Source organism: Klebsiella terrigena (assembly GCF_006539725.1).
Taxonomy (GTDB): domain Bacteria; phylum Pseudomonadota; class Gammaproteobacteria; order Enterobacterales; family Enterobacteriaceae; genus Klebsiella; species Klebsiella terrigena.
On sequence record NZ_BJNO01000013.1, the window covers coordinates 121,392 to 145,790 of the forward strand.

General features: G+C 59.1%; 23 protein-coding genes. 11 read left to right on the forward strand and 12 right to left on the reverse strand.

Going from position 1 to position 24,399, the window contains the following annotated elements; all coding sequences use genetic code 11:
* Nucleotides 1-203 precede the first annotated feature (203 nt).
* Nucleotides 204-1,229, forward strand: a complete 1,026-nt coding sequence (locus RTE01_RS15530) for a virulence RhuM family protein (protein WP_134528190.1) — start codon at nucleotides 204-206, stop codon at nucleotides 1,227-1,229.
* Nucleotides 1,230-1,329: 100 nt separating this feature from the next.
* Here the strand turns inward: RTE01_RS15530 and RTE01_RS15535 are convergent, their stop codons facing one another.
* Complete coding sequence (locus tag RTE01_RS15535) at nucleotides 1,330-2,526, reverse strand: porin family protein (RefSeq protein ID WP_134528193.1); 1,197 nt, start codon at nucleotides 2,524-2,526, stop codon at nucleotides 1,330-1,332.
* A gap of 438 nt (nucleotides 2,527-2,964) precedes the next feature.
* Here RTE01_RS15535 and RTE01_RS15540 point away from each other — a divergent pair, with 438 nt between their 5' ends.
* From RTE01_RS15540 to RTE01_RS15555, 4 genes are all read left to right on the forward strand, one after another.
* Nucleotides 2,965-3,972: a zinc-binding alcohol dehydrogenase family protein gene (locus RTE01_RS15540; RefSeq protein ID WP_076946305.1), complete on the forward strand. Its 1,008-nt coding sequence runs from the start codon at nucleotides 2,965-2,967 to the stop codon at nucleotides 3,970-3,972.
* Nucleotide 3,973: 1 nt separating this feature from the next.
* Complete coding sequence (locus RTE01_RS15545; protein WP_134528196.1) at nucleotides 3,974-4,273, forward strand: putative quinol monooxygenase; 300 nt, start codon at nucleotides 3,974-3,976, stop codon at nucleotides 4,271-4,273.
* A gap of 496 nt (nucleotides 4,274-4,769) precedes the next feature.
* Nucleotides 4,770-5,861: an acyltransferase family protein gene (locus RTE01_RS15550; RefSeq protein WP_134528199.1), complete on the forward strand. Its 1,092-nt coding sequence runs from the start codon at nucleotides 4,770-4,772 to the stop codon at nucleotides 5,859-5,861.
* A gap of 273 nt (nucleotides 5,862-6,134) precedes the next feature.
* Nucleotides 6,135-7,184, forward strand: a complete 1,050-nt coding sequence (locus RTE01_RS15555) for an NAD(P)-dependent alcohol dehydrogenase (RefSeq protein WP_041143271.1) — start codon at nucleotides 6,135-6,137, stop codon at nucleotides 7,182-7,184.
* On the opposite strand, the gene RTE01_RS15560 is transcribed toward RTE01_RS15555, so the two are convergent.
* Nucleotides 7,181-8,134 carry a GlxA family transcriptional regulator gene (locus RTE01_RS15560; protein WP_041143272.1) on the reverse strand — a complete coding sequence of 318 codons (954 nt, stop codon included), beginning with the start codon at nucleotides 8,132-8,134 and terminating at the stop codon, nucleotides 7,181-7,183. The genes RTE01_RS15555 and RTE01_RS15560 overlap by 4 nt on opposite strands.
* Before the next feature lie 26 nt (nucleotides 8,135-8,160).
* Nucleotides 8,161-8,940 carry an MBL fold metallo-hydrolase gene (locus RTE01_RS15565; RefSeq protein WP_041143273.1) on the reverse strand — a complete coding sequence of 260 codons (780 nt, stop codon included), beginning with the start codon at nucleotides 8,938-8,940 and terminating at the stop codon, nucleotides 8,161-8,163.
* A gap of 169 nt (nucleotides 8,941-9,109) precedes the next feature.
* On the opposite strand from RTE01_RS15565, the gene RTE01_RS15570 reads away from it, so the two are divergent.
* Nucleotides 9,110-9,664, forward strand: coding sequence for an NUDIX domain-containing protein (locus tag RTE01_RS15570; protein WP_041143274.1), 555 nt, complete (start codon nucleotides 9,110-9,112; stop codon nucleotides 9,662-9,664).
* On the opposite strand, the gene RTE01_RS15575 is transcribed toward RTE01_RS15570, so the two are convergent.
* The 5 genes from RTE01_RS15575 to RTE01_RS15595 all read right to left on the reverse strand — a co-directional run bounded on the left by RTE01_RS15575 (nucleotide 9,656) and on the right by RTE01_RS15595 (nucleotide 14,296).
* Nucleotides 9,656-10,516 (reverse strand): DMT family transporter, encoded by an 861-nt coding sequence (locus RTE01_RS15575; protein WP_134528203.1) that lies wholly within the window; start codon nucleotides 10,514-10,516, stop codon nucleotides 9,656-9,658. The genes RTE01_RS15570 and RTE01_RS15575 overlap by 9 nt on opposite strands.
* A gap of 24 nt (nucleotides 10,517-10,540) precedes the next feature.
* Complete coding sequence (nlpA, locus tag RTE01_RS15580) at nucleotides 10,541-11,350, reverse strand: lipoprotein NlpA (protein ID WP_041143276.1); 810 nt, start codon at nucleotides 11,348-11,350, stop codon at nucleotides 10,541-10,543.
* A gap of 107 nt (nucleotides 11,351-11,457) precedes the next feature.
* A complete protein-coding gene (locus RTE01_RS15585) occupies nucleotides 11,458-12,507 on the reverse strand; it encodes a bifunctional transcriptional activator/DNA repair enzyme AdaA (protein ID WP_134528206.1) in 1,050 nt (349 codons plus the stop codon).
* Nucleotides 12,494-13,267 (reverse strand): isocitrate lyase/PEP mutase family protein, encoded by a 774-nt coding sequence (locus RTE01_RS15590; RefSeq protein WP_134528209.1) that lies wholly within the window; start codon nucleotides 13,265-13,267, stop codon nucleotides 12,494-12,496. The genes RTE01_RS15585 and RTE01_RS15590 overlap by 14 nt, the downstream gene beginning before the upstream one ends.
* A 123-nt stretch (nucleotides 13,268-13,390) precedes the next feature.
* Nucleotides 13,391-14,296 (reverse strand): AraC family transcriptional regulator, encoded by a 906-nt coding sequence (locus RTE01_RS15595; protein ID WP_041143278.1) that lies wholly within the window; start codon nucleotides 14,294-14,296, stop codon nucleotides 13,391-13,393.
* Nucleotides 14,297-14,413: 117 nt separating this feature from the next.
* Between RTE01_RS15595 and RTE01_RS15600 the strand changes: the two genes are divergently transcribed.
* The gene (locus RTE01_RS15600; RefSeq protein WP_134528212.1) at nucleotides 14,414-14,950 is read left to right on the forward strand and encodes a carboxymuconolactone decarboxylase family protein; all 537 of its coding nucleotides are present in this window, start codon (nucleotides 14,414-14,416) and stop codon (nucleotides 14,948-14,950) included.
* Nucleotides 14,951-14,970: 20 nt separating this feature from the next.
* Here the strand turns inward: RTE01_RS15600 and RTE01_RS15605 are convergent, their stop codons facing one another.
* Together RTE01_RS15605 and RTE01_RS15610 are read right to left on the reverse strand one after the other, a co-directional pair.
* Entirely contained in the window at nucleotides 14,971-15,441 is a 471-nt protein-coding gene (locus RTE01_RS15605; protein WP_041143280.1) for a nuclear transport factor 2 family protein, read from the reverse strand.
* Nucleotides 15,434-16,066 carry a pyridoxamine 5'-phosphate oxidase family protein gene (locus RTE01_RS15610; protein WP_123552567.1) on the reverse strand — a complete coding sequence of 211 codons (633 nt, stop codon included), beginning with the start codon at nucleotides 16,064-16,066 and terminating at the stop codon, nucleotides 15,434-15,436. The genes RTE01_RS15605 and RTE01_RS15610 overlap by 8 nt, the downstream gene beginning before the upstream one ends.
* A 102-nt stretch (nucleotides 16,067-16,168) precedes the next feature.
* On the opposite strand from RTE01_RS15610, the gene RTE01_RS15615 reads away from it, so the two are divergent.
* Entirely contained in the window at nucleotides 16,169-17,083 is a 915-nt protein-coding gene (locus RTE01_RS15615) for a LysR substrate-binding domain-containing protein (protein ID WP_134528215.1), read from the forward strand.
* Here RTE01_RS15615 and RTE01_RS15620 read toward each other — a convergent pair.
* On the reverse strand, nucleotides 17,080-18,573 hold the full coding sequence (locus RTE01_RS15620) for an MDR family MFS transporter (protein WP_134528219.1): 1,494 nt from the start codon (nucleotides 18,571-18,573) through the stop codon (nucleotides 17,080-17,082). The two genes, RTE01_RS15615 and RTE01_RS15620, sit on opposite strands and share 4 nt — an antisense overlap.
* Nucleotides 18,574-18,653: 80 nt before the next feature.
* On the opposite strand from RTE01_RS15620, the gene RTE01_RS15625 reads away from it, so the two are divergent.
* Complete coding sequence (locus RTE01_RS15625) at nucleotides 18,654-19,301, forward strand: TetR/AcrR family transcriptional regulator (protein WP_041143284.1); 648 nt, start codon at nucleotides 18,654-18,656, stop codon at nucleotides 19,299-19,301.
* Nucleotides 19,302-19,371: 70 nt separating this feature from the next.
* Here RTE01_RS15625 and RTE01_RS15630 read toward each other — a convergent pair whose 3' ends face one another.
* Nucleotides 19,372-19,788: a GNAT family N-acetyltransferase gene (locus RTE01_RS15630; protein WP_134528222.1), complete on the reverse strand. Its 417-nt coding sequence runs from the start codon at nucleotides 19,786-19,788 to the stop codon at nucleotides 19,372-19,374.
* Nucleotides 19,789-20,165: 377 nt separating this feature from the next.
* Between RTE01_RS15630 and RTE01_RS15640 the strand changes: the two genes are divergently transcribed.
* Together RTE01_RS15640 and RTE01_RS15645 are read left to right on the forward strand one after the other, a co-directional pair.
* A complete protein-coding gene (locus RTE01_RS15640; RefSeq protein ID WP_134528225.1) occupies nucleotides 20,166-21,290 on the forward strand; it encodes an efflux RND transporter periplasmic adaptor subunit in 1,125 nt (374 codons plus the stop codon).
* Nucleotides 21,290-24,397, forward strand: a complete 3,108-nt coding sequence (locus tag RTE01_RS15645) for an efflux RND transporter permease subunit (RefSeq protein ID WP_135183803.1) — start codon at nucleotides 21,290-21,292, stop codon at nucleotides 24,395-24,397. Before RTE01_RS15640 ends, RTE01_RS15645 begins: the two co-directional genes overlap by 1 nt.
* Nucleotides 24,398-24,399: the final 2 nt, after the last annotated feature.

Here is a 24,399-nt window from a genome sequence, read left to right on the forward strand (position 1 = left end):
CTTTCGGGCTCGTCGAGAAGAGACGGCATTAACTCAGATAAAGCCATTCCTTAAAACGTTTGCCAGATGTTCATATTGCCTGCTCTCAACGTCAAAACTTTGAGTAGCCGCTCCCGGATGCTCCATGTTAACCCGTTGGCTGATGAAATTAATTTGCGGTTTCTGGCATACTGACCATTCAAAGCTGGTTACCTGGAGGCCATATGACAGATGAAAACCTGACGCTATCACCGGCAGGGGAATTTGTAATTTTCAGCAGCGGTGATGGAGAGGTACGTATTGAATGCCGCTTCGAACAGGAAACATTATGGCTGCCACAGGCAACGATCGCGCATCTGTATCAGGTAACACCTCAGGCCATCACACAACATATAAAAGCTATTTATGAAGAGGGGGAGCTTGAACAAGATGCAACCTGTAAGCCTTACTTACAGGTTCAACAGGAAGGGGATCGTAAAGTAAGTCGCAAGACTCTTCATTACAACCTTGCGGTCATTCTCGCCGTTGGCTATCGCGTCCGCTCGCCTCGCGGGGTTCAGTTCCGCCAATGGGCCACCCAAACGCTGCAGGAATATCTGATCAAAGGCTTTGTTATGGACGATGAGCGGTTGAAGAATCCGCCCGTTGGTCCATCCGCGGTACCTGATTATTTCGACGAGATGCTTGAACGTATCCGCGATATTCGGGCCAGCGAGCGCCGGGTTTATTTACGGGTGCGGGAGATCTTTGCGTTAGCTGCCGACTACCAGCCGTCGCTGAAGGAAACGACGCAGTTTTTTCAAACCATCCAGAATAAGCTGCATTTCGCCTGTACGGGCTATACCGCAGCCGAACTCATCCAAAATCGCGCTGACGCCAATAAACCGCATATGGGTTTGACCAGCTATAAAGGTGAAGAGGTGCGTAAAAGTGATGTCACGGTAGCAAAAAACTACCTTAATCAGAATGAAGTCAGCGAGCTTAATCGGGTCGTGAATATGTGGCTGGATTTTGCCGAAGACCAGGCACGCCGTCGACAACAGGTATTTCTGCACGACTGGCAGGAAAAACTCGATCAGTTTCTTCAATTTAACGATCGTGAAGTTCTGCAGGGCCCCGGTACAATCGGTAAGAAAACAGCCGACGAAAAGGCACAGGCCGAATATAGTCAGTTTGCCGAGCAGCGGCGACGATTAAAAGAAGCCGAGGGAGAAAAAGATATTACCGCTTTGCGGCAGTGGGAAAAATAAGGTGAAAAATAACGCGCCACAAACAGCCAGGAGTAGATCAAAGAGGCACTAATCCTCCCGGTCGTACCGTCGCAGCAGGGCCTCCTTGCCCAGCTTCTCATCAGAAGTAATAGCCAATATTGACGTTAGTGCGGAAATACCATTTGCCGCTGCCCTCGGACTCGGTGCTGGTCCAGCCCGTAGCGTTCAGCGCGCCGCCCCATGGATTGGCGTTCTTCGCCCAGCTGAGGTCGACCCACAGCATCACCGGCAGGGCAAATACCTGCACCCCAAGGGTATTCATCTGCGAATCCTGCCAGCCGCTTTTGTCTTTCCACAGCACGCTGTAGTCGTTATAGAAACGCAGCTTTGATACCGCTCCCCACTTCACATCGAGGTCGCGGGCGAGGTTTAGCGACGCGGTGGTACCCTTGGCCGGGATGAGATAGGCCGGCGTCAGGCCGTTGCCGCCCATCAGGATCGTATCGTCGCTGACGCCTGCGGGGTTCTTAGGATCGTACTGATAGCGAATCACCTGTGACGTGAGCTGCCACGGCCCGTTGTGCAGCATTCCGTGCAGGCCTGCCGCCCAAAAGGTGCCGTCATCGTCCGTTTCGCGATTGTGCAGACGCGCCAGCGCCAGCGAGCCGCCCAGCTCGTTACTCCAGCCTCCGCCGCGAAACTCCCGGGTGATGCGGACGTTAACCTGATCGCGCTTCTCGTTACGCTGCTGGTGCTGGCTGGGGTAGAAGGTGTTCTTCAGGCGGCTGTAATCGCCCACCTCCGGCGCGTAGCGCAGGTTTTCCGGCGCCATCCACGGGAAATAAGCTACATCCAGCGACCAGTTTTTATCGTGATATTGATAGTTCACCCCGCTACCGGCGTTAACGCCAAAGCCTAAATAAAAGGGAATGCCGTAGGACCAGCCGAATTGCGGATAGGGTTCAAGGCCAAAGGGTTTACCCGGAATACCGAGCGTAATATTATTATTATCGTTTAAACGATATCCCACATAGGCCCGGTCGACGGCATATTTATGGTGATCCTGAAACCAGAATCCGGCGTCGAAGAAATAGTTATTATAAAACCCGCTGCTGTCGATACGAAAGGTATCGAAACGCAGATGCGGCGGATTGCGATAATTACTGCCCTGCCAGTCTTCATAGCGGTAGTTTGCCCGCAGGGCGCCGCCGAAATCCACCCCGGCGAGATTATCGGCGCTGCGCCAGCCGATATGCGGAAACGGCTTTGCTTGCTCCACCTGCGCGAAGCTTCCGGTACACGCGCCCAGCAGCAGCGCGATCGTTATTTTACGCATAGCACATGCCTCACTTTATATTTTAATAAGCAACAGAAGATCGCCGTCGCTAAATAGCGTCGTTTTAATTAATTTGTCTCAGCAGTGAAACATTCAGCTAAATATTGCGATGAGAATATTTTTGTCTCAAATATGAAACTCTGTTTATTATTTGATATAAAGAAAGTCGCACGCAGCGTAGTGAGAGTCAAGGCGTAAACTTTGAGCTATAACGCAATATTATTATTCAACGCCAGAGGAATTAATATTTTTGAAGTTCACGCAAAATTATTCTCAAATATGAAACAGCGGGGCCCATAGCGTCCTAACCTTGTGCCGTGAGCTGATTTTCTCTTTTTGAATATAACTCTTATCGCCGTCGGGCCGTTTTTCCCCGGCCGACGCCGGTCTATCCTCGACGCATTCAACCGATGAACCTATTTGAAAACCGGAGAGTATATGAAAGCAATCGCCATCACCCGCGCAGCGGCAGAAGGCCACAATATCCCCTTTTTAAACGCCATCGAGCTGCCGGTTCCGACCGCTGAGGGCCATGACCTGCTGGTTGAGGTCAAGGCCATTTCCGTTAACCCGGTGGACACCAAGGTGCGCGCCGGATTCGATGCCGATACGCCGCGCGTGCTGGGCTGGGATGCGGTTGGTACGGTCAAAGCCGTTGGCGATGCGGTCACCCTGTTCGCTCCGGGCGATGAAGTCTGGTACGCCGGCGCGCTGGGCCGGCCGGGAAGCAACGCGGAGTTTCAGCTGGTGGACGAACGGATCGTCGCCCTCAAGCCGCGCTCGCTGGATAACGCTTCCGCGGCGGCCCTGCCGCTCACCGCCATTACCGCCTGGGAATTATTATTTGACCGCCTGGGCGTCCAGGAAGGCGGCAACGCGGGCGACACGCTGCTGATCGTCGGCGCGGCGGGCGGCGTTGGCTCCATCCTGACCCAGCTGGCTCGCAGGCTAACCGGAATGACGGTGATCGGGACGGCATCGCGTCCGGAGAGCCAGAAATGGGTGCTGGACGCCGGTGCGCATCACGTAATTGACCACAATAAGCCGCTAAGCGAAGAGCTGGCTCGTATCGGAGTGAAGGAAGTGACCCACGTCGCCAGCCTGAACAACACCGAACAGCACTATCTGCAGCTGATTGCCGCCCTTGCGCCGCAGGGCAAGCTGGCGCTGATCGACGATCCGCAAACCCTCGACGCCCGGCCGCTGAAGGCCAAAAGCATCTCGCTGCACTGGGAGTTTATGTTTACCCGCTCGATGTTTGAAACGTCGGATATCGTTGCCCAGCATCAGCTGCTGACCCGCGTCGCCGCGCTGATTGATGATAAAACGATTAAAACCACGCTCGGCGAACACTTCGGTGCGATCACCGCGGAGAACCTGCAGAAAGCCCATGCGCAGCTCGAAACCGGCCGCGCCGTTGGCAAAATCGTGCTGGAGGGGTTTTAAGATGACGGCGGAAGTGATTTCTATCATCGCGGTACTGAAAGCGAAGCCGGGAAAAACCGCGGCGCTGCGCCACGCCCTGCAGGCACTGCTGCTGCCTACCCGCCAGGAGCCGGGCAACGTCGATTATGCCCTGTTCCAGCTGCGCGATACGCCGGATACCTTCTATATGCGCGAGTCGTGGCGCGGCCAGGCGGCGCTGGAGGAGCACATCGCCCTGCCGCATTTTCAGGACTTTATCGCGCAGATGGACGGCCTGCTGGCCGAGCCGCTGCGTCTGGATTATCTGACGGCCGTTGAATAATTATTCTCGGATCTCCCGCAACCCGGGGGATCCGTAAATCTCTCTCGCAATTACCCTCTATAAGCAACGCCCCCCACTCCCGATCTCTTTCTCATTGCTAAATTAATCGCCATTAAAAAATATTTTCCGTGTCCACAGCGAAAAAAAGACTCATATTTTTCATCCAACTTCCAGTCCTGATATTTAAACTGTGACAGCCATCAATTTATTGTAACTTTTTTCACGTTTATTATTCGGAGCATTCTGATATGATTGCGCGAATAATAAATATGATTTCGTACTGTTTAAACATACCAACGCGCTAAGCATCCTTAACAAGACAGTGTATGTCATGGCGATAATGATAATCATAAAGGCCTGCTAAACAGACGGGCTGATAGTCATTAAATTAATATAATTAATTCATGTGTTAAGCACATTTAAAACTCAAATTGATTATTAAAAAATAATAATTCAGGAATGGTCATGTATAAAATATTATGCATAAGGGGTGGTATTGAAACTCTATGATGCCCTAAAAAAAGACAGCAATAACATAGATTTATTTAGGGTTATTGCGGCTTGTATGGTGATTTATGGTCATGCTTACGCAATTTCACCCCAGGCAGGTAAAAGTGATTTCATCAGTCACCTCATTCCTTCAGATTACTCAGGTTCAATTGCGGTAAAGATATTCTTCTTCCTGAGCGGACTGGTTGTTACTAACTCATTGATGAATAATGGAGATTTGGTCAGGTTTGCGATTTCTCGCCTCTTCCGAATTTGGCCTGCGCTCATTCTATCAAGCCTGGTGACCGCGTTTGTTATTGGGCCGTTATTCACTTCGCTTTCGGCGACAGATTATTTATCCCGGACAGAGGTGTATAGCTATACGTGGAATATCGCGACGATGACTCCGCAGTTTACCCTTCCCGGATTATTTTCCACAAACCCGTATCCAAATGTCGTCAATGGCTCACTGTGGACCATCCCGTACGAGGTGTTTGCCTATGTGCTGCTGTTTTCTCTCTACGCCACAGGGCTGCTCAAGGCCAAGACGCTGACCTTCCTGCTCTTTGGCCTCATTCTGGTTGAGCCCTTTTTGACATCCAGAGTGCTGTTCCCTTGGGTGATACCTAACCCTGAGGTCGATTTGCTTTCTCCCTGCTTTGCATTTGGCGCAATGATGGCACTGAATCGCGAAGCTATAGAGATAAAAATTAGCCACTGCGTAGGATTCGCAACACTATATTATATTTTTCACGGCACGATGTACGCCCCCTATTTTGCATATGCCTGTATTTTCTTAACGTTGCTCTATATCTCATCACATAAAACCATTTTGCGCCTGAAGCCCAAAGTAGATATTTCTTACGGGGTTTATTTATGGGGCTTTCCGGTGCAACAGATAATAGCGAGCTACTTCAAAGATCACGGCATTCTCTTCAATCAGCTCGCCTCACTTGTTGTGGCCCTCATTCTGGGCTATCTCTCATGGCATTTGTGCGAAAAACACTTTATCCGATACGGTTCAGCGCTAGCGTCCTTTATTAAGAGAGCCAGGCCGCCGGTACTTCATATACCGACTAATCACGATCTTGGAACCTAGCCTATACGTTTCCATCCTGTAAAACGCCGCTGAGCCGGCGTTTTTTTCTTCTAACGACATAAGCCTGCCGGCAACCAACCTCCTGCCAGGCCGTCGTTTTCACATCAACAATGCAACGCAATCTGCTGCTCATAACGTAACCGAATAAATAATATATACCGGCATATTTCCCCTCCCGTCCGGCGCTAGCCAGGCTACGCTTAGCGTTGCCGCGCAAAAAACACGCACCTCCCTCCGCCCCATTCAGCACGTTTATTCAGAAGAGGTTTCGCTATGCAGATCAACGCTATTGGTACCCATTCCGCCAGCCAGCCGCTGGCCGCGATGGCCATCTCCCGCCGCGAGCCGGGGCCGCACGATGTGCAGATCGCCATCGACTACTGCGGCGTCTGTCACTCCGACCTGCACCAGGCCCGCTCCGAATGGGCCGGGACAGTCTATCCCTGCGTGCCGGGGCATGAAATCGTGGGTCGGGTCACCGCCGTCGGCGACCACGTTACCCGCTACGTCGTGGGCGACCTGGTGGGCGTCGGCTGCATGGTCGACAGCTGTCAGCAGTGCGAAGAGTGTGAGGAAGGGCTGGAAAACTACTGCGACCAGATGGTGCTCACCTATAACGGCCCCACTCAGGATGCGCCCGGCCATACGCTGGGAGGCTACTCTCAGCAAATCGTGGTTCACGAGCGTTACGTGCTGCGCGTGCGTCACCCGCAGGAGCAGCTGGCCGCCGTAGCGCCGCTGCTCTGCGCCGGTATCACCACCTACTCGCCGCTGCGCCACTGGAACGTCGGGCCGGGTAAAAAAGTGGGCATCGTCGGCATCGGCGGGCTGGGACACATGGGGATCAAGTTGGCCCACGCCATGGGCGCTCACGTGGTGGCCTTTACCACCTCGGAATCCAAGCGTGACGCGGCCAGAGAGCTGGGGGCGGACGAGGTAGTCGTATCGCGCAACGAGGCGGAGATGGCCGCGCACGTCAAAAGCTTCGACTTTATTCTTAACACCGTGGCGGCGCCACACAACCTCGATGCCTTCACCACGCTGCTTAAACGCGACGGTACCCTGACCCTGGTGGGCGCGCCAGCGACCCCGCATCCGTCGCCGGAAGTGTTTAACCTGATATTTCGTCGCCGGTCGATTGCCGGGTCGATGATTGGCGGGATCCCGGAAACCCAGGAGATGCTCGATTTCTGCGCCGAACACGGCATCGTCGCCGATATTGAGCTTATTCGCGGGGATCAGATCAACGAAGCGTGGGAAAGAATGGTGAAAGGTGACGTCAAATATCGCTTCGTGATCGACAGCGCGACCCTCGCCGGCTAAGCCCCGCGGCGAAAGGTCCGCCGCCACTCTCCCGGGCTGACGCCAAAGCGGGACTTAAACTGCTGGCGCCAGGTGACGGCGGAGCGAAACCCGACCATTTCCGCCACCTGCTCAACGGGCATCTCGCCCGCTTCGAGCAGGATCTGGCTGCGCCGCAGCCGCTCGGCGGTGAGCCAGTCGGCAATGCTCATCCCGGTGGCCTTGGCAAAATGACGGGTCAGGGTGCGGCGACTCATCGCCACCACCTGCGCCAGCGAATCGAGATTATGCGCTTCGTGAATATGCTGCTGGAGATACTCAAGCAGGCAGTTAATGCGCGCATCGCGGGTGCTTTTCGGCACCGGCTGGGCGATAAACTGCGCCTGGCCGCCTTCGCGATGGGGCGGAACGATCATCCGACGGGCAATCTGGTTAGCCGCCAGGCTGCCGAAGCGCTGGCGAATAATATACAGGCAGCAGTCGAGCGCCGCCGCCGTGCCCGCCGAGGTGATAATTCGCCGGTCATCGACGTACAGCGCGTTGATATCCAGCTGCACCTGCGGGAACAGGCGCTGAAAATCCTGCTCAAACTCCCAGTGGGTCGCCGCTCGCCTGCCGTCCAGCAGCCCGGCGTAGCCCAGCACGAACGCCCCCAGGCAGAGACCGACAATTTCAGCGCCGTTATCGTGCGCCCGCACCAGGCTATCGAGCAGCGCCTGCGGCGGACGCTGATTGACCGCGCCCCAGTAGGGCACCACCACAATATCCGCCCGCTCAAGGGCGGTAAAATCATCCCGGGCGTGAAGCGCAAAGCCGTCGCGGGCGGCCAGCAGCCCCGGCCGCTCGGCGCACAGGTGCAGGTTAAAACGCTTCGTTTCTGACACGCTATCGCCAAACAGCATGCAGGGAACGGAGTAGTGAAACGGGCTAAACCCTTCCACCGCGACAATCGCCACTTCGGTTAATTTCATCGCTGCCTCCCCTCCCTGTCAGGAGCTTAAAATACCATGCTTTCCCCATCCTGCGGGATGCTGACTACCCCGGAAATCTGGTTGTCAGCCACGTACTCACTCAGCTCCCGGCGGCTCAGCAGGCAGTGGTTCACCGCCTCCATATGGCCCACCACGATCTGCGCTTCCGGCAGGGTAAAGTGCGTTTTCAGCACGTCTTCTTTGCCCATGATGATCGGCCCAAAGCCGATGACGTGGGCATATCCGGCGTTAAGCACCACCACGTCGGGGCGCAGGCGGATCATGTCGGCTTCGATTTCATCGCGCCAGATGGTGTCCCCCACCAGCCACAGCGTTTTCTCCTGCGGATGGCGCAGCACCACGCCGCAGGCTTCACCCAGACGCTCCGCCATCGCCGGCACGGCATAGGTACGATCGCTCCCGTGCTGCCCGGAGGTGGTTTTCAGCAGGGTCACGCCTGCAAATTCGCTGCTCTCAGACAGCAGGCGAATATCGCTAAACCCCTGACCGCGCAGCAGCCGGGCGTCGGCATCATGCTGGACAAAAACCGGCAGCGCCTTGGGGATCGCGGCGATCGCCGCCGCGTCCCAGTGATCCTCATGGGTATGGGTCACAATCACGGCGTCAACGTCAATAATGGCAGAGAGCGGTAAGGGGAGCGCCACCAGCGGGTTACGCAGCTCGCTGCGGGCGGTACCGGCAAATCCAGGCCAGGCGGCCTTATCCGCCAGCATCGGATCGATCAGGAATTTTTTACCTGCATATTCAATAATCTGTGTCGCGTTACGGATGTGGGTGATGTTCATGGTGCGTATGCCTCTTCGGGGTAATCAGGCGAACATCGTACGTCCCACAAGCCTGGCGCAATATGGGCATTTGGGCAATGATCGATGAGATTGGGCCAACTTTCCCCGCTTGCCAGCCGCCGCCGGCTATGGTGTGCTGAACGCTCAATTTTCTGCACAAGTGGCCCCGATGAAAAAGAGACTGACCGCCGACGATATGCACGACGCCGAAGTGATTGCCCATACTCCGTGGTTCAGTATGCGCAAGGTGGCTATCGACATCACCGCCGACGAACGCCGCGACTTTTACGCCATCCACTACCCGCGCCCGGCGGTAGGCATAGTGGCAATGCAGCAGGGTAAAGTGCTGCTGATCCGCCACTACCGCTATCTGATTGACCAGGTGGTGTGGGCCATCCCGTCAGGCGGCGTCGATGAAGACGAAGAGCCGCGCGCGGCCGCCCTGCGTGAGCTGCGCGAGGAGACCGGCTGGCAGGCTAAAAACGCCGAAGAAATTATCCGCTACAACCCCTCCTACGGCAGCAGCGACCAGCTGTTCATTACCTGGCTTGCCCGCGATCTGGAGTACGTTGGAATGGACGCCGATCAGGATGAGGTGATGGAAACCGGCTGGTTTACCTTCGAAGAGATCGGGGCGCTTATCGCCCGCGGCGAGATGCCTGACGGGCTATCGCTGGTGCCGCTGCTGCACCTGATGGCGCAGCAGCGCGGTGGTTTAGCGTAGCGGCTTAAGCATGCGCCAGCGGAACCACAGCTGGGCGACCAGGATCAGCACGCCGCCGACAATTTTCTGCAGCGGCAGCTGTTCGTGATACCACAGGGCGGCGGCAATTACCGTCAGCAGCGGTTCGAGCACCATAATAATCGCCGCGCTGGCAACCGCCGCGTACTTCTGCCCCTTCATCTGCAGGCCGAAGCGCAGGCTGGTAGCGATAACGATACTGGCGAGCAGCCAGCCGAACGTCGGCAGGGTAAACGGCCGATCCCAGCTTTCCACCGCCGCCGAGATTGCCAGCCCCACCAGGCCGGTGATCCCCAGCTGCACGGCGGTCAGCGGGATCAGCGGCACCTCGCGGGCGCAGCGGCTGGTGTAGCAGAACCAGATTGACTGCACCAGCGCGGTAAGCAGAAACCAGCCCTGGCTGGGGTGGAAGGCAATCGGCATATGCAGGCTCAGCAGGGCAAGACCGACGATCGCCAGCGGCAGGCACTCCCAGTAAGCGCGCGCCGGGCGCGTTTTCATCATCACCCATGCGGTCAGCGGTACGAAGAGCATCGACAGGCTCATGATAAACGCCCCCTCGCCCAGCGACGGCGTGGTCGACACCGCATAAATCCACAGGCACAGGTTGAGCGCAAACCACAGGCCGCTGATGAGTATCGGCGGCCACTGGCGTTTCTCGACGCGAAAACCGCGACAGAAAGGCAGCAGCAGCAGCGCGGCGAAAAAGAAGCGCAGGCCGAGGAAGGCAAAAACCGGCATCCCGGCGATGGCTTCACGCGAAAATATCCACCCGCAGGCGGCGATGAGCGTGGCGGCGACCAGCAGCATATCCGCCTGACGTTGCCGAATCATATACAGCTCTCCCTGCGTGAGTGATTACCAGCCCGGCACCGCGCCGCCGTTGAAGATCGTCTCCGCCGCCTTCGCCACTTCCGGCGACTGGTAGGACTGCATAAACTCCTTCACGTTCTGCGCATCTTTATTATCTTCGCGGGTGACGATGATGTTCACGTAGGGCGAGTTTTTATCCTCGATAAAAATGCCGTCGCGCACCGGAGAGAGCCCGGTCTGCTGGAGGTAGGTGGTGCTGATAATCGCCACATCAACCTTGGGATCGTCGATCACCCGCGGCAGCTGCGCGCCTTCCAGCTCCATGATTTTCAGGCTGTGCGGGTTGGCGGTGATATCGATTGCCGTCGGCAGCAGCCCGGTACCGGCCTTGAGGGTAATCAGCTTCTCCTGCTGCAGCAGAAGCAGCGCGCGGCCAAGGTTGGTCGGATCGTTAGGAATGGCGATGGTCGCTCCGTCTTTCAGCTCAGCGACCGATTTAATCTTGCGCGAGTAGCCCGCCATCGGGAACACGAAGGTGTTGCCGACCGCCACCAGGTGATAGCCGTGCGCTTTATTATCCTGTTCGAGGAACGGCCGGTGCTGGAAGACGTTGGCGTCCAGATCCCCGGCGTTAGTCGATTCGTTCGGCAGCAGGGAGCCGCTAAAACCAACCAGCTCAACGTCGAGGCCATACTTCTCTTTCGCCACCTTCTTCGCCACTTCCGCCACATCCTGTTCTGCGCCGTTAATCACGCCAACTTTAATGTGTTTTGCATCGCCGTCTTGCCGATCGCAACCCGCCAGCAGCAGGCCCGCCAGCACCACCACGGCGGCTGTCCGTAAACGCAATTTCATTGTTTTCACCCTGTTAGTCCATTAGAAAGTCATTATTATTTTCGTGCGAAACTATAACGGCTTTATGGTCAGCTTTTAAACATCAAAAGCAGTAACAGGAAATAAAATCATCTGCTGAATTTCGCCTCATGGGCCAGCAGCCACTCTTTGCGCGCCAGGCCGCCGCCGTAGCCGGTGAGTGAGCCATCTTTGCCGATAATCCGGTGGCAGGGAATAACGAGCGCCAGCCGGTTGGCGCCGTTGGCATTGGCCACCGCGCGCACCGCCCCCGCGTTGCCCATCAGCTCGGCAAGCCCCTGATAATGCTCGGTCGTGCCGTAGGGCACCGCCCGCAGCTGCTGCCAGACCGCCTGCTGAAAATCGCTGCCCGGCGTCTCAAGAGTGAGGGAAAAGCGCTGCCGCTGGCCGGCAAAATACTCCCCGACCTCCGCCACCGCCTGGCGCGTATGGGCGTTTTCCCCGGCAATAATATTGGCCGCCAGCAGGCGCTGAAGGTCGCGAAATTCGCTCTCCAGCATCCGCCGGTCAACAAACTCCAGCAGGCAAACCCCGCGCTCGGTGGCGCAGACAAACATCGGCCCGATGGGGGTGGTAAAGCGCTGGATCAGGATAACCCGCCCCGCTTTGCTCGGCGCCCGGCCGGTGAGCTTTTTGCAGGTATAGCCGAAGCCGCTGAGCGAGTCGTAGCCGCTATCAAACGCCACGTCGGTCGCGCTGCGCCCGCGCTGTAGCTCCTGCAGGGCGGTATTGACCCGCAGCATCCGCTGGAAGGCCTGAAACGTCATACCGTAGTTCTGGCTAAACCAGCGGCGCATGCGTTCCGGGCTGATGTGCTGCTGACGCAGCTGGTCATCGCTGATCCGCACCTTGGGCGCGGCGCGCAGCTGCTGCATCACCTGCTCCACCATCGGCGGCGCAGAGCTGGCGTTTTCCGTCGGTCGGCAAATTTTACACGGACGAAAGCCGGCGCTGAGCGCGGCTTTGAAATCGCTATAAAACTCCACGTTTTCCCGCTTTGGCTTGCGGGCGCGGCAGGTGGCGATGCAGAACACGCCGGTGGTTTTCACGCCGACGTAAAACAGCCCGGCGTACTGGGATGAGCGGGCCACCAGTGCCTCATACCAGGTATCGCATAACCCTTTATCAATCACCTGCATGGCTGAACACCCCGTTAAACGATTGCTGCTGCCTTACGTTATGTAGCAGAGAGTGCAGATACCCCTGCAGGGCACTATGCAGCGCGTTGCCCATAGAAACCCGCTTCACTCCGAGACGAGTCAGCTGGTCAATATCGGGCAGCGCGGGCATCGCCATGACGTTCAGCGGTAGCGCAACCGCCGCCGCTATTGCCGCAATATCCGCCGCCTCGGTAACGCAAGGGACAAACAGGCCGTCGGCCCCATTTCGCGCATACAGCTGACCTCGGGCAACCGTCTCAGCCAGCGCCTGCGGTCGGTTAAGCAAAAAAGGATCGGTACGAATATTAAGAAACAGCGCGACACCCGCCTGCTCCAGTCCGGTTTTAACCGCCCGCAGGCGGCGGGCATAGGTTTCAGCATCCACCAGGCGCCGCTCACCGTCGGCCACCAGGCTGTCCTCGAGATTAACGCCTGCCACGCCGGTTTGCGCCAGCGCTCGCAGATTATCTACCACCTCTGCGACGCTGGCACCGTACCCGAACTCCATATCCACGCTCAGCGGCAGCGCAACCTGCCCGCGGATACGCGTGACGAGCAAGAGCAGCTCAGCAAACGAGAGCTCTTCACCATCGTTATAGCCAAAGGTGTTGGCAATAGCAGCGCTGGAAGTGCCCAGGGCCGAATAGCCCGCTGCAGCCGCGGCTCTGGCGCTGGGGACGTCCCAGACGTTAGCCAGCAGAACTGGCGTGGCCTGGTGATGTTGTTGTGCGAAATCCATATGTCCTCCGGTTTTGTTGTTATGCGCAGGATTCTGGCGCTTCGGCCCTAAAGACGACAACCGAAAACCGGACGACTATTTTCGCCTGAACCAGCGTCCGGTCGGGCGCAACATCACCTTGCTCTACCGACGTCGCCACTCGCCGGGCGTCATCGCGTAGAGCTTCCTGAAGGCCTTCGAGAAGGAGGCCAGCGACTGAAAGCCGCAGCGGTCGGCGATAACGTCCAGGTTGGCCTGCCGCTCCAGGCGCAGCAGGCGGGCGGCCATCGCCATGCGCAGCTGGGTAAGCCACGCCTGGGGAGTGAGATGATAGACGCGGGCGAAATGGCGGGCAAAGGTCGCCCGCGACAGGAATGCCCGCGCGGCCATGGTTTCCAGCGTCCAGGGCTGCTCCGGCGCCGCCAGCACCGCCAACACCGCTGGCATCAGGCGCTCGTCGCTCATCAGCCGCAGCAGACCGCCCGGCGGCTGCTCCGTACCGAGCAGCGTGCGCAGCAGCAGCACCAATAGCGTATCGCCGAGGCTGCGAACGATGGCGCCGCCGCCGGGGCGATCGGCGAGGCTTTCCCGCACCAGCACGTTGAGCAGGATCTCCAGCTCCGGGCACTCCCGGCGCTCGTCGGTATGCAGGTGCACAAGCTCGGCCTCTTCGGCAAACAGCCAGCTGACGTGCGGGCCAAAGTAAAACTCGCCGCACAGCATCTCCAGCGCATCGCTGTCGCTGCCGGTTCGCATCTCGGTCAGCGTGCCGTTAAAGCGGTGCGCAACCGGCAAAATCTGCCCCCATTCGAGCAGGCTTTCCATCAGGTGCGGCGAGCCGTGCGGCAGCAAAATAACGTCTCCCGCCCGCATATGTCGGGTTTGATGGCCAACGGTCACCCGCCCTTCGCCGCGCAGGACAAAATGCCACGGCACCACGCCGCCGGGCATCTGGTCATGGCCGGCCTGCCAGCGGCCGCCAAAACGGCAGTGCAGATTGACTTCGCAGCGCGGGGCCAGCAGCGCCAGCAGATGACTGAGACTATCCATACCTCTCCTGAGACGATAAGACAAAAAGGTGAGACGCAGAGCGCGAGTCTAGCACGCCGCCGGCGCCTAAGATGTCCCCACTGCCACGACATACCCTCAAATACACAGGAGTTAACCATGAGCCGTTTAGCTGAAATTCGTGAACAAGATGCCACAGGTAAAGCCGCAGAAATTTTTGGCGGGATTAAAAAAGCAATGGGCAAGGTGCCGAATGCTTTTCTGACCATCGGCGGCCACTCTCCGGCAGCGCTGCAGCAGGCGCTGGCGCATAACGCCATGCTGAGTAAGGGCAGCCTGAATGCAAAAGAGCTGGAAGCTATCAACCTGGCGGTGAGCGAAGCCACCGGCTGTGATTACTGCCTGGCGGCGCACACCATGATGGCCAAAAGAGCTGGCTACAGCAGCGAGCAGATCCACGCCCTGCGCCGCGGCGAGTATCCGCAGGATGCGCACCTCGATGCGCTGGCAAAATTCGTTCAGACCCTGGTGAGCACCACCGGCACCCTGCCGGAAGCCGACGTCAGCGACCTGCGCAGCGCCGGATTCAGCGACCAGCAGACTATCGAGATTATCAGCGCGGTCAGCGCCATTCTGTTCACCAACATGGTGAACCGGGTTAACGATACGGTTGTCGATTTCCCGAAAGCCGATTAACCCGTAAGTTAACGCCTGCTTTACAGCCCCAGTGCGCTGAGCCCCGGATGGTCATCAGGCCGGCGGCCCTGGGGCCAGTGAAACAGGCGTTCGCTTTCGCCGATCGGCAGATCGTTGATGCAGGCGTAGCGCGTGCGCATCAGGCCGTGCTCATCGAACTCCCAGTTTTCATTGCCGTACGAGCGGAACCAGTTGCCGCTATCGTCACGCCACTCGTAGGCAAAGCGCACCGCAATGCGGTTATCGCTCCACGCCCACAGCTCCTTAATCAGCCGGTACTCCTGCTCTTTGCGCCACTTGCGCTGCAGGAAGCCGACGATTTCCGCCCGCCCCTGCACAAACTCGCTGCGGTTGCGCCATTCGCTATCGGGGGTATAGGCCAGCGCCACCTTCTGCGCATCGCGGCTGTTCCAGCCGTCTTCGGCGGCACGTACCTTTTGCGTCGCGCTTTCGCGGGTAAACGGCGGCAGCGGCGGGCGTTGTTCAGTCATGATCTTCTCCTGTGCGGGTTAACTGCTGCAGGCGCTGATTCTCCTGCTCAAGGTCGTGAATACGCTGCTGCAGCGTCTGGCTATATTCCGCCACCTGCTGCGCGCTGTAGCGCGGCGTAATATGCTGCGGACAGTTCCAGTCGAACGCCTGCAGATGAAAGCGAAAGATACGCTCAACGCTGCCGCGGTAATTTTCCGGCTTCACCCGGGCCAGCAGCGCGGGATCCTCATCCGCCGCCAGCACCTCAACGGTGGCGTAGATTTTCAGCCTGGCACGGCGCGGGTAATCCATCAAAAACAGGCACGCCCTGGCGCTTCCACGCAGGTTGCCGGTGCTGATGTACTGCCGGTTGCCGCTAAAATCCGCCATTGCCAGGGTGGTCTCATCCAGCAGATGCAGAAAGCCGGGCGGCCCGCCGCGATGCTGGATATAGGGCCAGCCGGTTTGCGAAACCGTCGCCAGATAAAAGCTGTCCCTGCTGGTAATCATCGCTTCCTCGCTGGCGGTAAAGCGGTCCGCCTTGCGGTGGCTGTGGGGCGATTGCCACAGCCCGTCGCTGCCCATTTCATGCTGGACGTCCATCACATCCGGGGTGATGGCAATACCAAGAAAGTCACCGGTCATACATCCTCCGCGCCTTGTATCTCTGCCCACAGCATGGACTCTACTGCGACAAATGATAATACTGAGGATCTGGCAATCATCTTTCCGTAAGGCGGGATAATAATGGACCGATTAAGCGCGATGGCGCTGCTGGTGAAGGTTACCGAGCTGGGCAGTATGTCGGCGGCGGCGCGGGCGCTGCATACGCCGCTGACCACCGTCAGCCGCAATATTGCCGAGCTGGAGAGCGCGCTCGGCGCACGCCTGCTGACCCGCACCACCCGCCGGCTTACGCTAACCGATGCCGGCGTAGAGTATGTTGCCGCCGCGCGGCGGATCCTTGAAGAGGTGGAAAACGCCGAGCGGCAGGCGGCGGGCGAGTATCTGCAGCCCAAGGGCGAGCTGGTGATCGCCGCGCCAACGATGTTCGGTCGCGTACACGTTTTGCCGGTGGTGAGCGATTTTCTCGCCCGTTACCCGCAAATTAACGTTCGTTTGCTGCTCAGCGACCGTAATGCTGACCTGATAAGTGACCATGTCGATCTGGCGGTGCGCATTGGCGCTCTGCCGGATAGCGGCATGGTGGCCACCCGCCTCGGGGAGATGCGCATTGTCACCTGCGCCCAGCCGCTGCTGCTGGCAAAGCACGGCGTGCCGCAGCGCCCCCGCGAGCTGGCCGGGCTGCCGATTATTGCGATTGAATCGCCGATGCCCTACAGCGGCTGGCGGTTTCGCGCCGCCGAAGCGGCTGACCAGCTGGTAACCCTGCGCGCCGTGCTGTCGGTCACCACCCCGGAAAGCGCCGCTGACGCCGCCCGGCTCGGGGTTGGCGTGGCGCGGCTGCTGCACTACCAGGCCATCGACGGCCTGACCCGCGGCGAGCTGCAGCTTATTCTGGAATCGGTCGAACCCGAGCCGACGCCGGTGCACCTGCTGTATACCAGCCGGGATCTGGCCCCGCTCAAGCTGCGCAAGTTCCTCAGCTTCGCCGCGCCGGCGCTGCGCCGGGCGCTGCTGCGCATCGCCGGAACCGCCTAGCGTGCCGCCTTTTTCAGCGGCACCTCTTTCAGCAGCCACGAGAGCACAAAGGCGACGGCCATAATACAGGCGGCCATCAGGAAGGCGGCGTGAATGGCCGCGCCGAAGGCGTCGAGATAATCAAGGCGGATCGCCGTCGGCAGGTTCTGTACCGCCTCCGGGTTTAGCGCCCTCGGCAGCTCGGCGCCCTCCGGCAGCAGGCGCTGGAGGTTATTTTGCAGCACGTGGGTAAATACCGCGCCGAACAGCGCCACGCCTATCGATCCGCCAATCGAGCGAAACAGCGTCACCCCCGAGGTGGCCACGCCGTACATCTGCGCCGGCATTGCGTTCTGTACCGCCAGCACCAGCACCTGCATCACCAGCCCCAGGCCTGCCCCCAGCACGCCGGTAAACAGATACAGCTGCCACATCGGCGAATGAATCGTAATGCGGGTCAGCAGCACCATCCCCACCACGCCCAGCAGGGTGCCGAGGATCGGGAACAGTCGGTATTTACCGGTACGGCTGATAATCCGCCCGCTGACGATCGACGTCAGCAGCAGGCCGCCCATTAGCGGGATCAGCTGCAGCCCGGCTTCGGTCGGGGTCGCCGCCTTCACCACCTGCAGATAGAGCGGCAGGAAGGTCACCGAGCCAAATAGCGCCATGCCGATCACAAAACCAATCATGCTGCACAGCAGAAAGCTGCGGTTACGGAACAGCGAGAGCGGAATAATCGGCTCCACGGCCACCCGTTCCTCATAAATAAAGCCAATGATTCCCACCACGCCAAAGGCCAGAATGCACCATAGCTGCGGGTCATTCCACGGCCGCACGCTGCCGCCTTCGGAGGTGAAGAGGATAATGCACAGCAGCGCCATGCTCAGGTAAAACGCCCCCAGCCAGTCGATCTGGTGCGCGCTGCGCTTATTGCTGCTGTGGAACACCGCCCCGATCACCAGCAGAGCAAACAGCCCCAGCGGCAGGTTGATATAAAAAATCCAGCGCCAGGAGGCGTGCTGCACCAGAAAACCGCCGATCAGCGGCCCGATGACCGTCGCCAGGCCGAACACGCCGCCGAAGAGGCCCTGATAGCGGCCACGGTTTGCCGGAGGGATCACGTCGGCGACCGCCGCCATGCTGATCACCATCAGGCCGCCGCCGCCCAGCCCCTGCAGCCCGCGCATCAGCACCAGCTGCGTCATATTCTGCGCCAGGCCGCACAGCGCCGAGCCGACAAGGAACAGCACAATCGCCACCTGGAGCACGATTTTTCGCCCGAACAGATCGCCGAATTTACCGTACAGCGGCACCACGATAGTTGAGCTCAGGATATAGGCGGTCACCACCCACGAGAGCTTATCCAGCCCGCCGAGTTCGCCGACAATGGTCGGCAGCGCGGTCGATACGATGGTCTGATCCAGCGCCGACAGCAGCATCACCAGCAGCAGCGCGCTGAACAGCAGGCGGATCGACGGCGCCGGCCGGGCGGCGATTTCAGATGTCATAGCAACACTCGCTTGAAATTAATTAAATGCATAATTAATATTTAGGGAAATGATGAATCAGGTCAAGAGACAGTGAAGAAATGACAGCACAAAAAGACCATGATGCGCCGCGCCGTCCAGGCCGTCCGCGCGGCAAAAAGCCGGGCACCGCTAACCGTGAACAGCTGATGGATATCGCGCTGGCGCTGTTTGCCCGCCAGGGCATCGCCCGGACGTCGCTGAACGCCATCGCCAAAGAGGCCGGGGTCACGCCGGCGATGCTGCATTACTATTTCAACTCGCGGGAAGTATTAGTCGATCAGCTGCTGGAAGAGCGCTTTATGCCGCTGCGCGGCGAAATCAGCAAAATTTTTATCGCCCATCCGCAGGATCCGCTGACCGCGTTTACCCTGCTGATCGAGGCGCTCGCCGCGCTGGCGGAGCAAAACGACTGGTTTGCGCCGCTGTGGATGCAGGAGATGATTGGCGAAATGCCGGTGCTGCGCCAGCATATGCACGCCCGCTTTGGCGACGATAAATATCACCGAATGCTGGAGACCATAGGCCGCTGGCAGCAGGAGGGGAAACTCAACCCGGCCCTGTCGCCGGAGCTGCTGTTCACCAGCCTGATTAGCCTGGTGCTGGTGCCCTATTCGCGCATTCGCACCGATCCGCGCTTAAAAACGATGTCCCGGCAAACCATCGTCAGCCACGCGCTGGCGATGATCCAGCAGGGGATTGGCGGCTGATATCCCCGGCTGTTTGCCCTCTGTCGCCCGGATCGGACGCATCGCGCCGCAGTCCGGGGCGGCAGCAGCCTTACAGCACCTTCGAGAGATAATGCCGCTCCATGCCGGGGTGCGGGAAATCAGGCAGCGACATCTGCAGCCGGTAGCCGAGCTTTTGATAAAACGGCAGCGCCTGGAAGCTGAAGGTATCCACCAGCACGTGGCTGCAGCCCCTCTCCCGCGCCAGGTCTTCCGCCGCATGCATAATCTCGCTTCCCAGACCGCTGCCGCGTGAGGCTTCGCTGACCCACAGATACTCAATGCTCAGCCAGCCGCCGACTTTTTTGCCGATCAACCCGCCCCGCATCGCGCCCGATGCGTCCCGGGCATAGACGCCCACGTCGCCAAACTCCGCCGGGTCCAGGTAGCGCCGGTTGTATTCCCGTAGACCCGCCAGCAGCTCATCACGATCCGCGGGATTAATGCTGGTCGTCATTATTAAAGCCATTAATGCCTCCTGATTAAATTATGTAAGAGTATTACTGGTGCTTACTTTCACAAAAAATTCTTATTTCCTCCATTATTTTTTGCCTTAATTTTCACGATTCAAATTTAGACAAAAAAACCTTTTCATTGGCCGTTTGAGACGTATAATGAGCAAAAAATGAGAATGATCATTCTCACAAAAAAACCAGGAGTGGAGCCATCTCATCTGCAGAGAAGCCAAAAAATGACCGCTCCGGCGGCCGTCGTCGAATAACAGCATACAGGAACGTCTGAGTTCCTTTTTAGCCATTTTCGTTTACCCGAAGATGCCTCAGCGCCCAACCCATCACCTCACTATTTAATTAGTGGGGCGGACGTCGTTTATCCTGAGAAAATATAATGAAATACACCATCATACCCATCGCAATAGCATTATTTCTGCTGGTCGGATGCGATAATTCGCAAACATCTGCCCGGCCGCAAATGACGCCGGAAGTCGGCGTTGTCACCCTCAAAGGCCAGCCCGTTTCCGTTATCAGCGAACTGACCGGTCGCACCACCGCGTCGCTCAGCGCCGAAGTGCGTCCGCAGGTGGGCGGCATCATTCAAAAGCGCCTGTTTACCGAAGGCGACAGGGTGAAAGCCGGCCAGGCGCTGTATCAAATTGACCCGGCCAGCTATCGCGCCGCCTATAACGAAGCCGCGGCTGCCCTGAAGCAGGCGCAATCGCTGACGGTTGCCGACTGCCAGAAGGCCCGCCGCTATACGCAGCTGGTCAAAGACAACGGCGTGTCGCTGCAGGATGCCGATGACGCGCAGTCCACCTGTAACCAGGACAAGGCCAGCGTCGAGTCGAAAAAAGCCGCGCTGGAGAGCGCCCGCATCAACCTGAACTGGACCACCGTCAGCGCGCCGATTGCCGGGCGGATTGGCATCTCCTCCGTGACCCCGGGGGCGCTGGTCTCTGCCGATCAGGATACGGCCCTGGCGACGATCCGCGGGCTGGAGACGATTTACGTCGATCTCACGCGATCGAGCGTTGATCTGCTGCGCCTGCGCCAGCAAACGCTGGCAACCAACGCCAATACCCTCAGCGTCACCCTGATCCTCGAAGACGGCAGCACCTATGCCGAGAAGGGCCGCCTGGCGCTGACCGAAGTGGCGGTGGACGAATCAACCGGCTCGGTCACGCTGCGCGCGGTGTTCCCCAACCCGCAGCACGTTCTGCTGCCGGGAATGTTCGTCCGCGCCCGCGTCGATGAGGGCGTGATGGACGATGCGATCCTCGCCCCGCAGCAGGGGATCACCCGCGATGTCAAAGGTAACGCCACCGCGCTGGTGGTCGATGCCGACGGTAAAGTCGCCCAGCGTGAGGTCGCAACCGGCGAAGCCTACGGCGATAAGTGGCTGGTGGAGAGCGGCCTGAAGAGCGGCGACAGGCTGATCGTTGAAGGCACCAGCAAGGTGGCCGCCGGGCAGCAGGTCAAAGCCGTTGAAATGAAAAACAGCGGAGGCAACGCCTGATGTTCTCCCGCTTCTTCGTTCGACGCCCGGTGTTCGCCTGGGTCATCGCCATCCTGATTATGCTCGCCGGGATCCTCGCCATCCGCACGCTGCCGGTCGCCCAGTACCCGGACGTCGCGCCGCCGTCGGTGAAAATTTCCGCCACCTACACCGGCGCCTCTGCCGAAACCCTGGAAAACAGCGTCACCCAGGTTATCGAGCAGCAGCTTACCGGGCTGGATAACCTGCTCTATTTCACCTCCACCAGTAGCTCCGACGGCTCGGTGAGCATTAACGTGACCTTCGAGCAGGGGACCGATCCGGACACCGCGCAGGTGCAGGTGCAAAACAAGGTCCAGCAGGCCGAATCGCGGCTGCCCAGCGAAGTGCAGCAGTCCGGCGTGACGGTGGTGAAATCGCAGAGCAGCTTCCTGCTGATCCTCGCGGTGTACGATAAAACCGACAAGGCCACCAGCTCCGATATCGCCGACTGGCTGGTGAGCAACATGCAGGACCCGCTGGCGCGCGTGGAAGGCGTCGGCAGCCTGCAGGTATTTGGCGCTGAATACGCGATGCGCATCTGGATGGACCCGACCAAACTGGCCTCCTATGCGCTGATGCCTTCCGATGTCGAAACGGCAATCGAAGCGCAGAACGTGCAGATCTCGGCGGGTAAAATCGGCGCGCTGCCGTCCTCTAACGCCCAGCAGCTTACCGCCACCGTGCGCGCTCAGTCGCGCCTGCAAACCGTCGATCAGTTCAAAAACATCATTGTGAAGAGCAAGAGCGACGGCTCGGTCGTCCGCCTGAGCGATGTCGCCCGGGTTGAAATGGGCAGCGAAGATTACACCGCCTCGGCGAACCTCAACGGCCACCCTGGCGCCGGTATCGCCGTCATGATGGCGCCGGGCGCCAACGCGCTGGATACCGCGACGCGGGTGAAGGATAAGATTGCCGAGTATCAGCGCCAGATGCCGCAGGGCTACGACATCGCCTATCCGAAGGACAGCACCGAGTTTATTAAAATATCGGTTGAGGATGTGATTCAAACGCTGTTTGAAGCCATCGCGCTGGTGGTCTGCGTGATGTATCTGTTCCTGCAGAACTTCCGCGCCACGCTGATCCCGGCGGTGGCGGTGCCGGTGGTGCTGCTTGGCACCTTTGGCGTGCTGGCGCTGTTTGGCTACTCCATCAATACCCTGACGCTGTTTGCGATGGTGCTGGCGATCGGCCTGCTGGTGGATGACGCCATCGTGGTGGTGGAAAACGTCGAGCGGATTATGCGCGATGAGGGGCTTCCCGCCCGGGAAGCCACCGAAAAGTCGATGGGCGAAATTTCCGGGGCGCTGATCGCCATTGCCCTGGTGCTGTCGGCGGTGTTCCTGCCGATGGCCTTCTTCGGCGGCTCAACCGGCGTTATCTATCGTCAGTTCTCGGTCACCATCATCTCGGCGATGATGCTCTCCGTGGTGGTGGCGCTGACCTTAACCCCGGCGCTGTGCGGCGCGCTGTTGAGCCACTCTAAGCCGCATACCAAAGGCTTCTTCGGGGCGTTTAACCGCCTGTGGGGGCGCACGGAGCAGGGCTATCAGCGCCGCGTGCTCGGCGGCCTGCGTCGTTCGGCGATGATGATGGGCGCCTTCGCGCTGATTTGCGCCGTCATGGCGCTGGCGATGTGGAAGCTGCCGGGCAGCTTCCTGCCGGCAGAGGATCAGGGCGAAATCATGGTGCAGTACACCCTGCCGGCAGGCGCGACCGCCGTGCGCACCGCCGAGGTTCGCCGCCAGGTGACCGACTGGTTCCTGACCAAAGAGAAGGCCAATACCAACGTTATCTTTACCGTCGACGGCTTCAGCTTCAGCGGCAGCGGGCAGAACGCCGGGATGGCTTTCGTGTCGTTGAAAAACTGGTCCCAGCGCAAGGGCGCAGCCAACACCGCGCAGGCCATTGCCCTGCGCGCCACCAAAGAGCTCGGCAGCATCCGCGACGCCTCGCTGTTTGCCATGACGCCTCCTTCGGTAGACGGCCTCGGGCAGAGCAACGGCTTTACCTTTGAGCTGATGGCCAGCGGCGGCACCGATCGCGACAGCCTGATGAAAATGCGCAGCCAGCTGCTGGCGGCGGCTAATCAGAGCCCGCAGCTGCAGTCGGTGCGCGCCAACGACCTGCCGCAGATGCCGCAGCTGCAGGTGGATATCGACAACAACAAAGCGGTGGCGCTGGGGCTATCGCTGAGCGACGTCACCGCCACCCTCTCCAGCGCCTGGGGCGGCACCTACGTCAACGACTTTATCGATCGCGGACGGGTGAAAAAGGTCTATATCCAGGGCGATAGCGATTCTCGCGCCGTCCCCGCCGATCTCGGGAAATGGTTCGTGCGCGGCAGCGATGACGGCATGACGCCGTTCTCCGCCTTCGCCACCACCCGCTGGCAGTACGGCCCGGAAAGCCTGGTGCGCTACAACGGCTCCGCCGCATTTGAAATCCAGGGCGAAAACGCCGCCGGCTCCAGCTCCGGCGCGGCGCTGGATAAGATGGAAGCCCTCGCCAACAGCCTGCCGGCGGGCACCACCTGGGCATGGAGCGGCATGTCGCTGCAGGAAAAACTGGCCAGCGGCCAGGCGATGAGCCTGTACGCCATCTCCATTCTGGTGGTGTTCCTGTGCCTCGCGGCGCTGTATGAGAGCTGGTCGGTGCCGTTCTCGGTGATCATGGTTATCCCCCTCGGCCTGCTCGGCGCGGCGCTGGCGGCCTGGCTGCGCGATCTGAATAACGACGTCTACTTCCAGGTTGCGCTGTTGACCACCATTGGCCTGTCGTCGAAGAACGCCATTCTGATCGTTGAGTTTGCCGAATCGGCGGTGGATGAAGGCTATTCGCTTTCGCGGGCGGCAATCCGCGCCGCGCAAACCCGTCTGCGCCCTATCGTCATGACTTCGCTGGCGTTTATCGCCGGGGTGCTGCCGCTGGCGGTGGCGACTGGCGCGGGGGCCAACAGCCGCGTGGCGATCGGCAGCGGGATCATCGGCGGCACGCTAACCGCCACGCTGCTGGCGGTGTTCTTCGTTCCCCTGTTCTTTGTGCTGGTGAAGCGGTTCTTCACCCGCCAGCGTCCTTCTCAGGAGTAGGT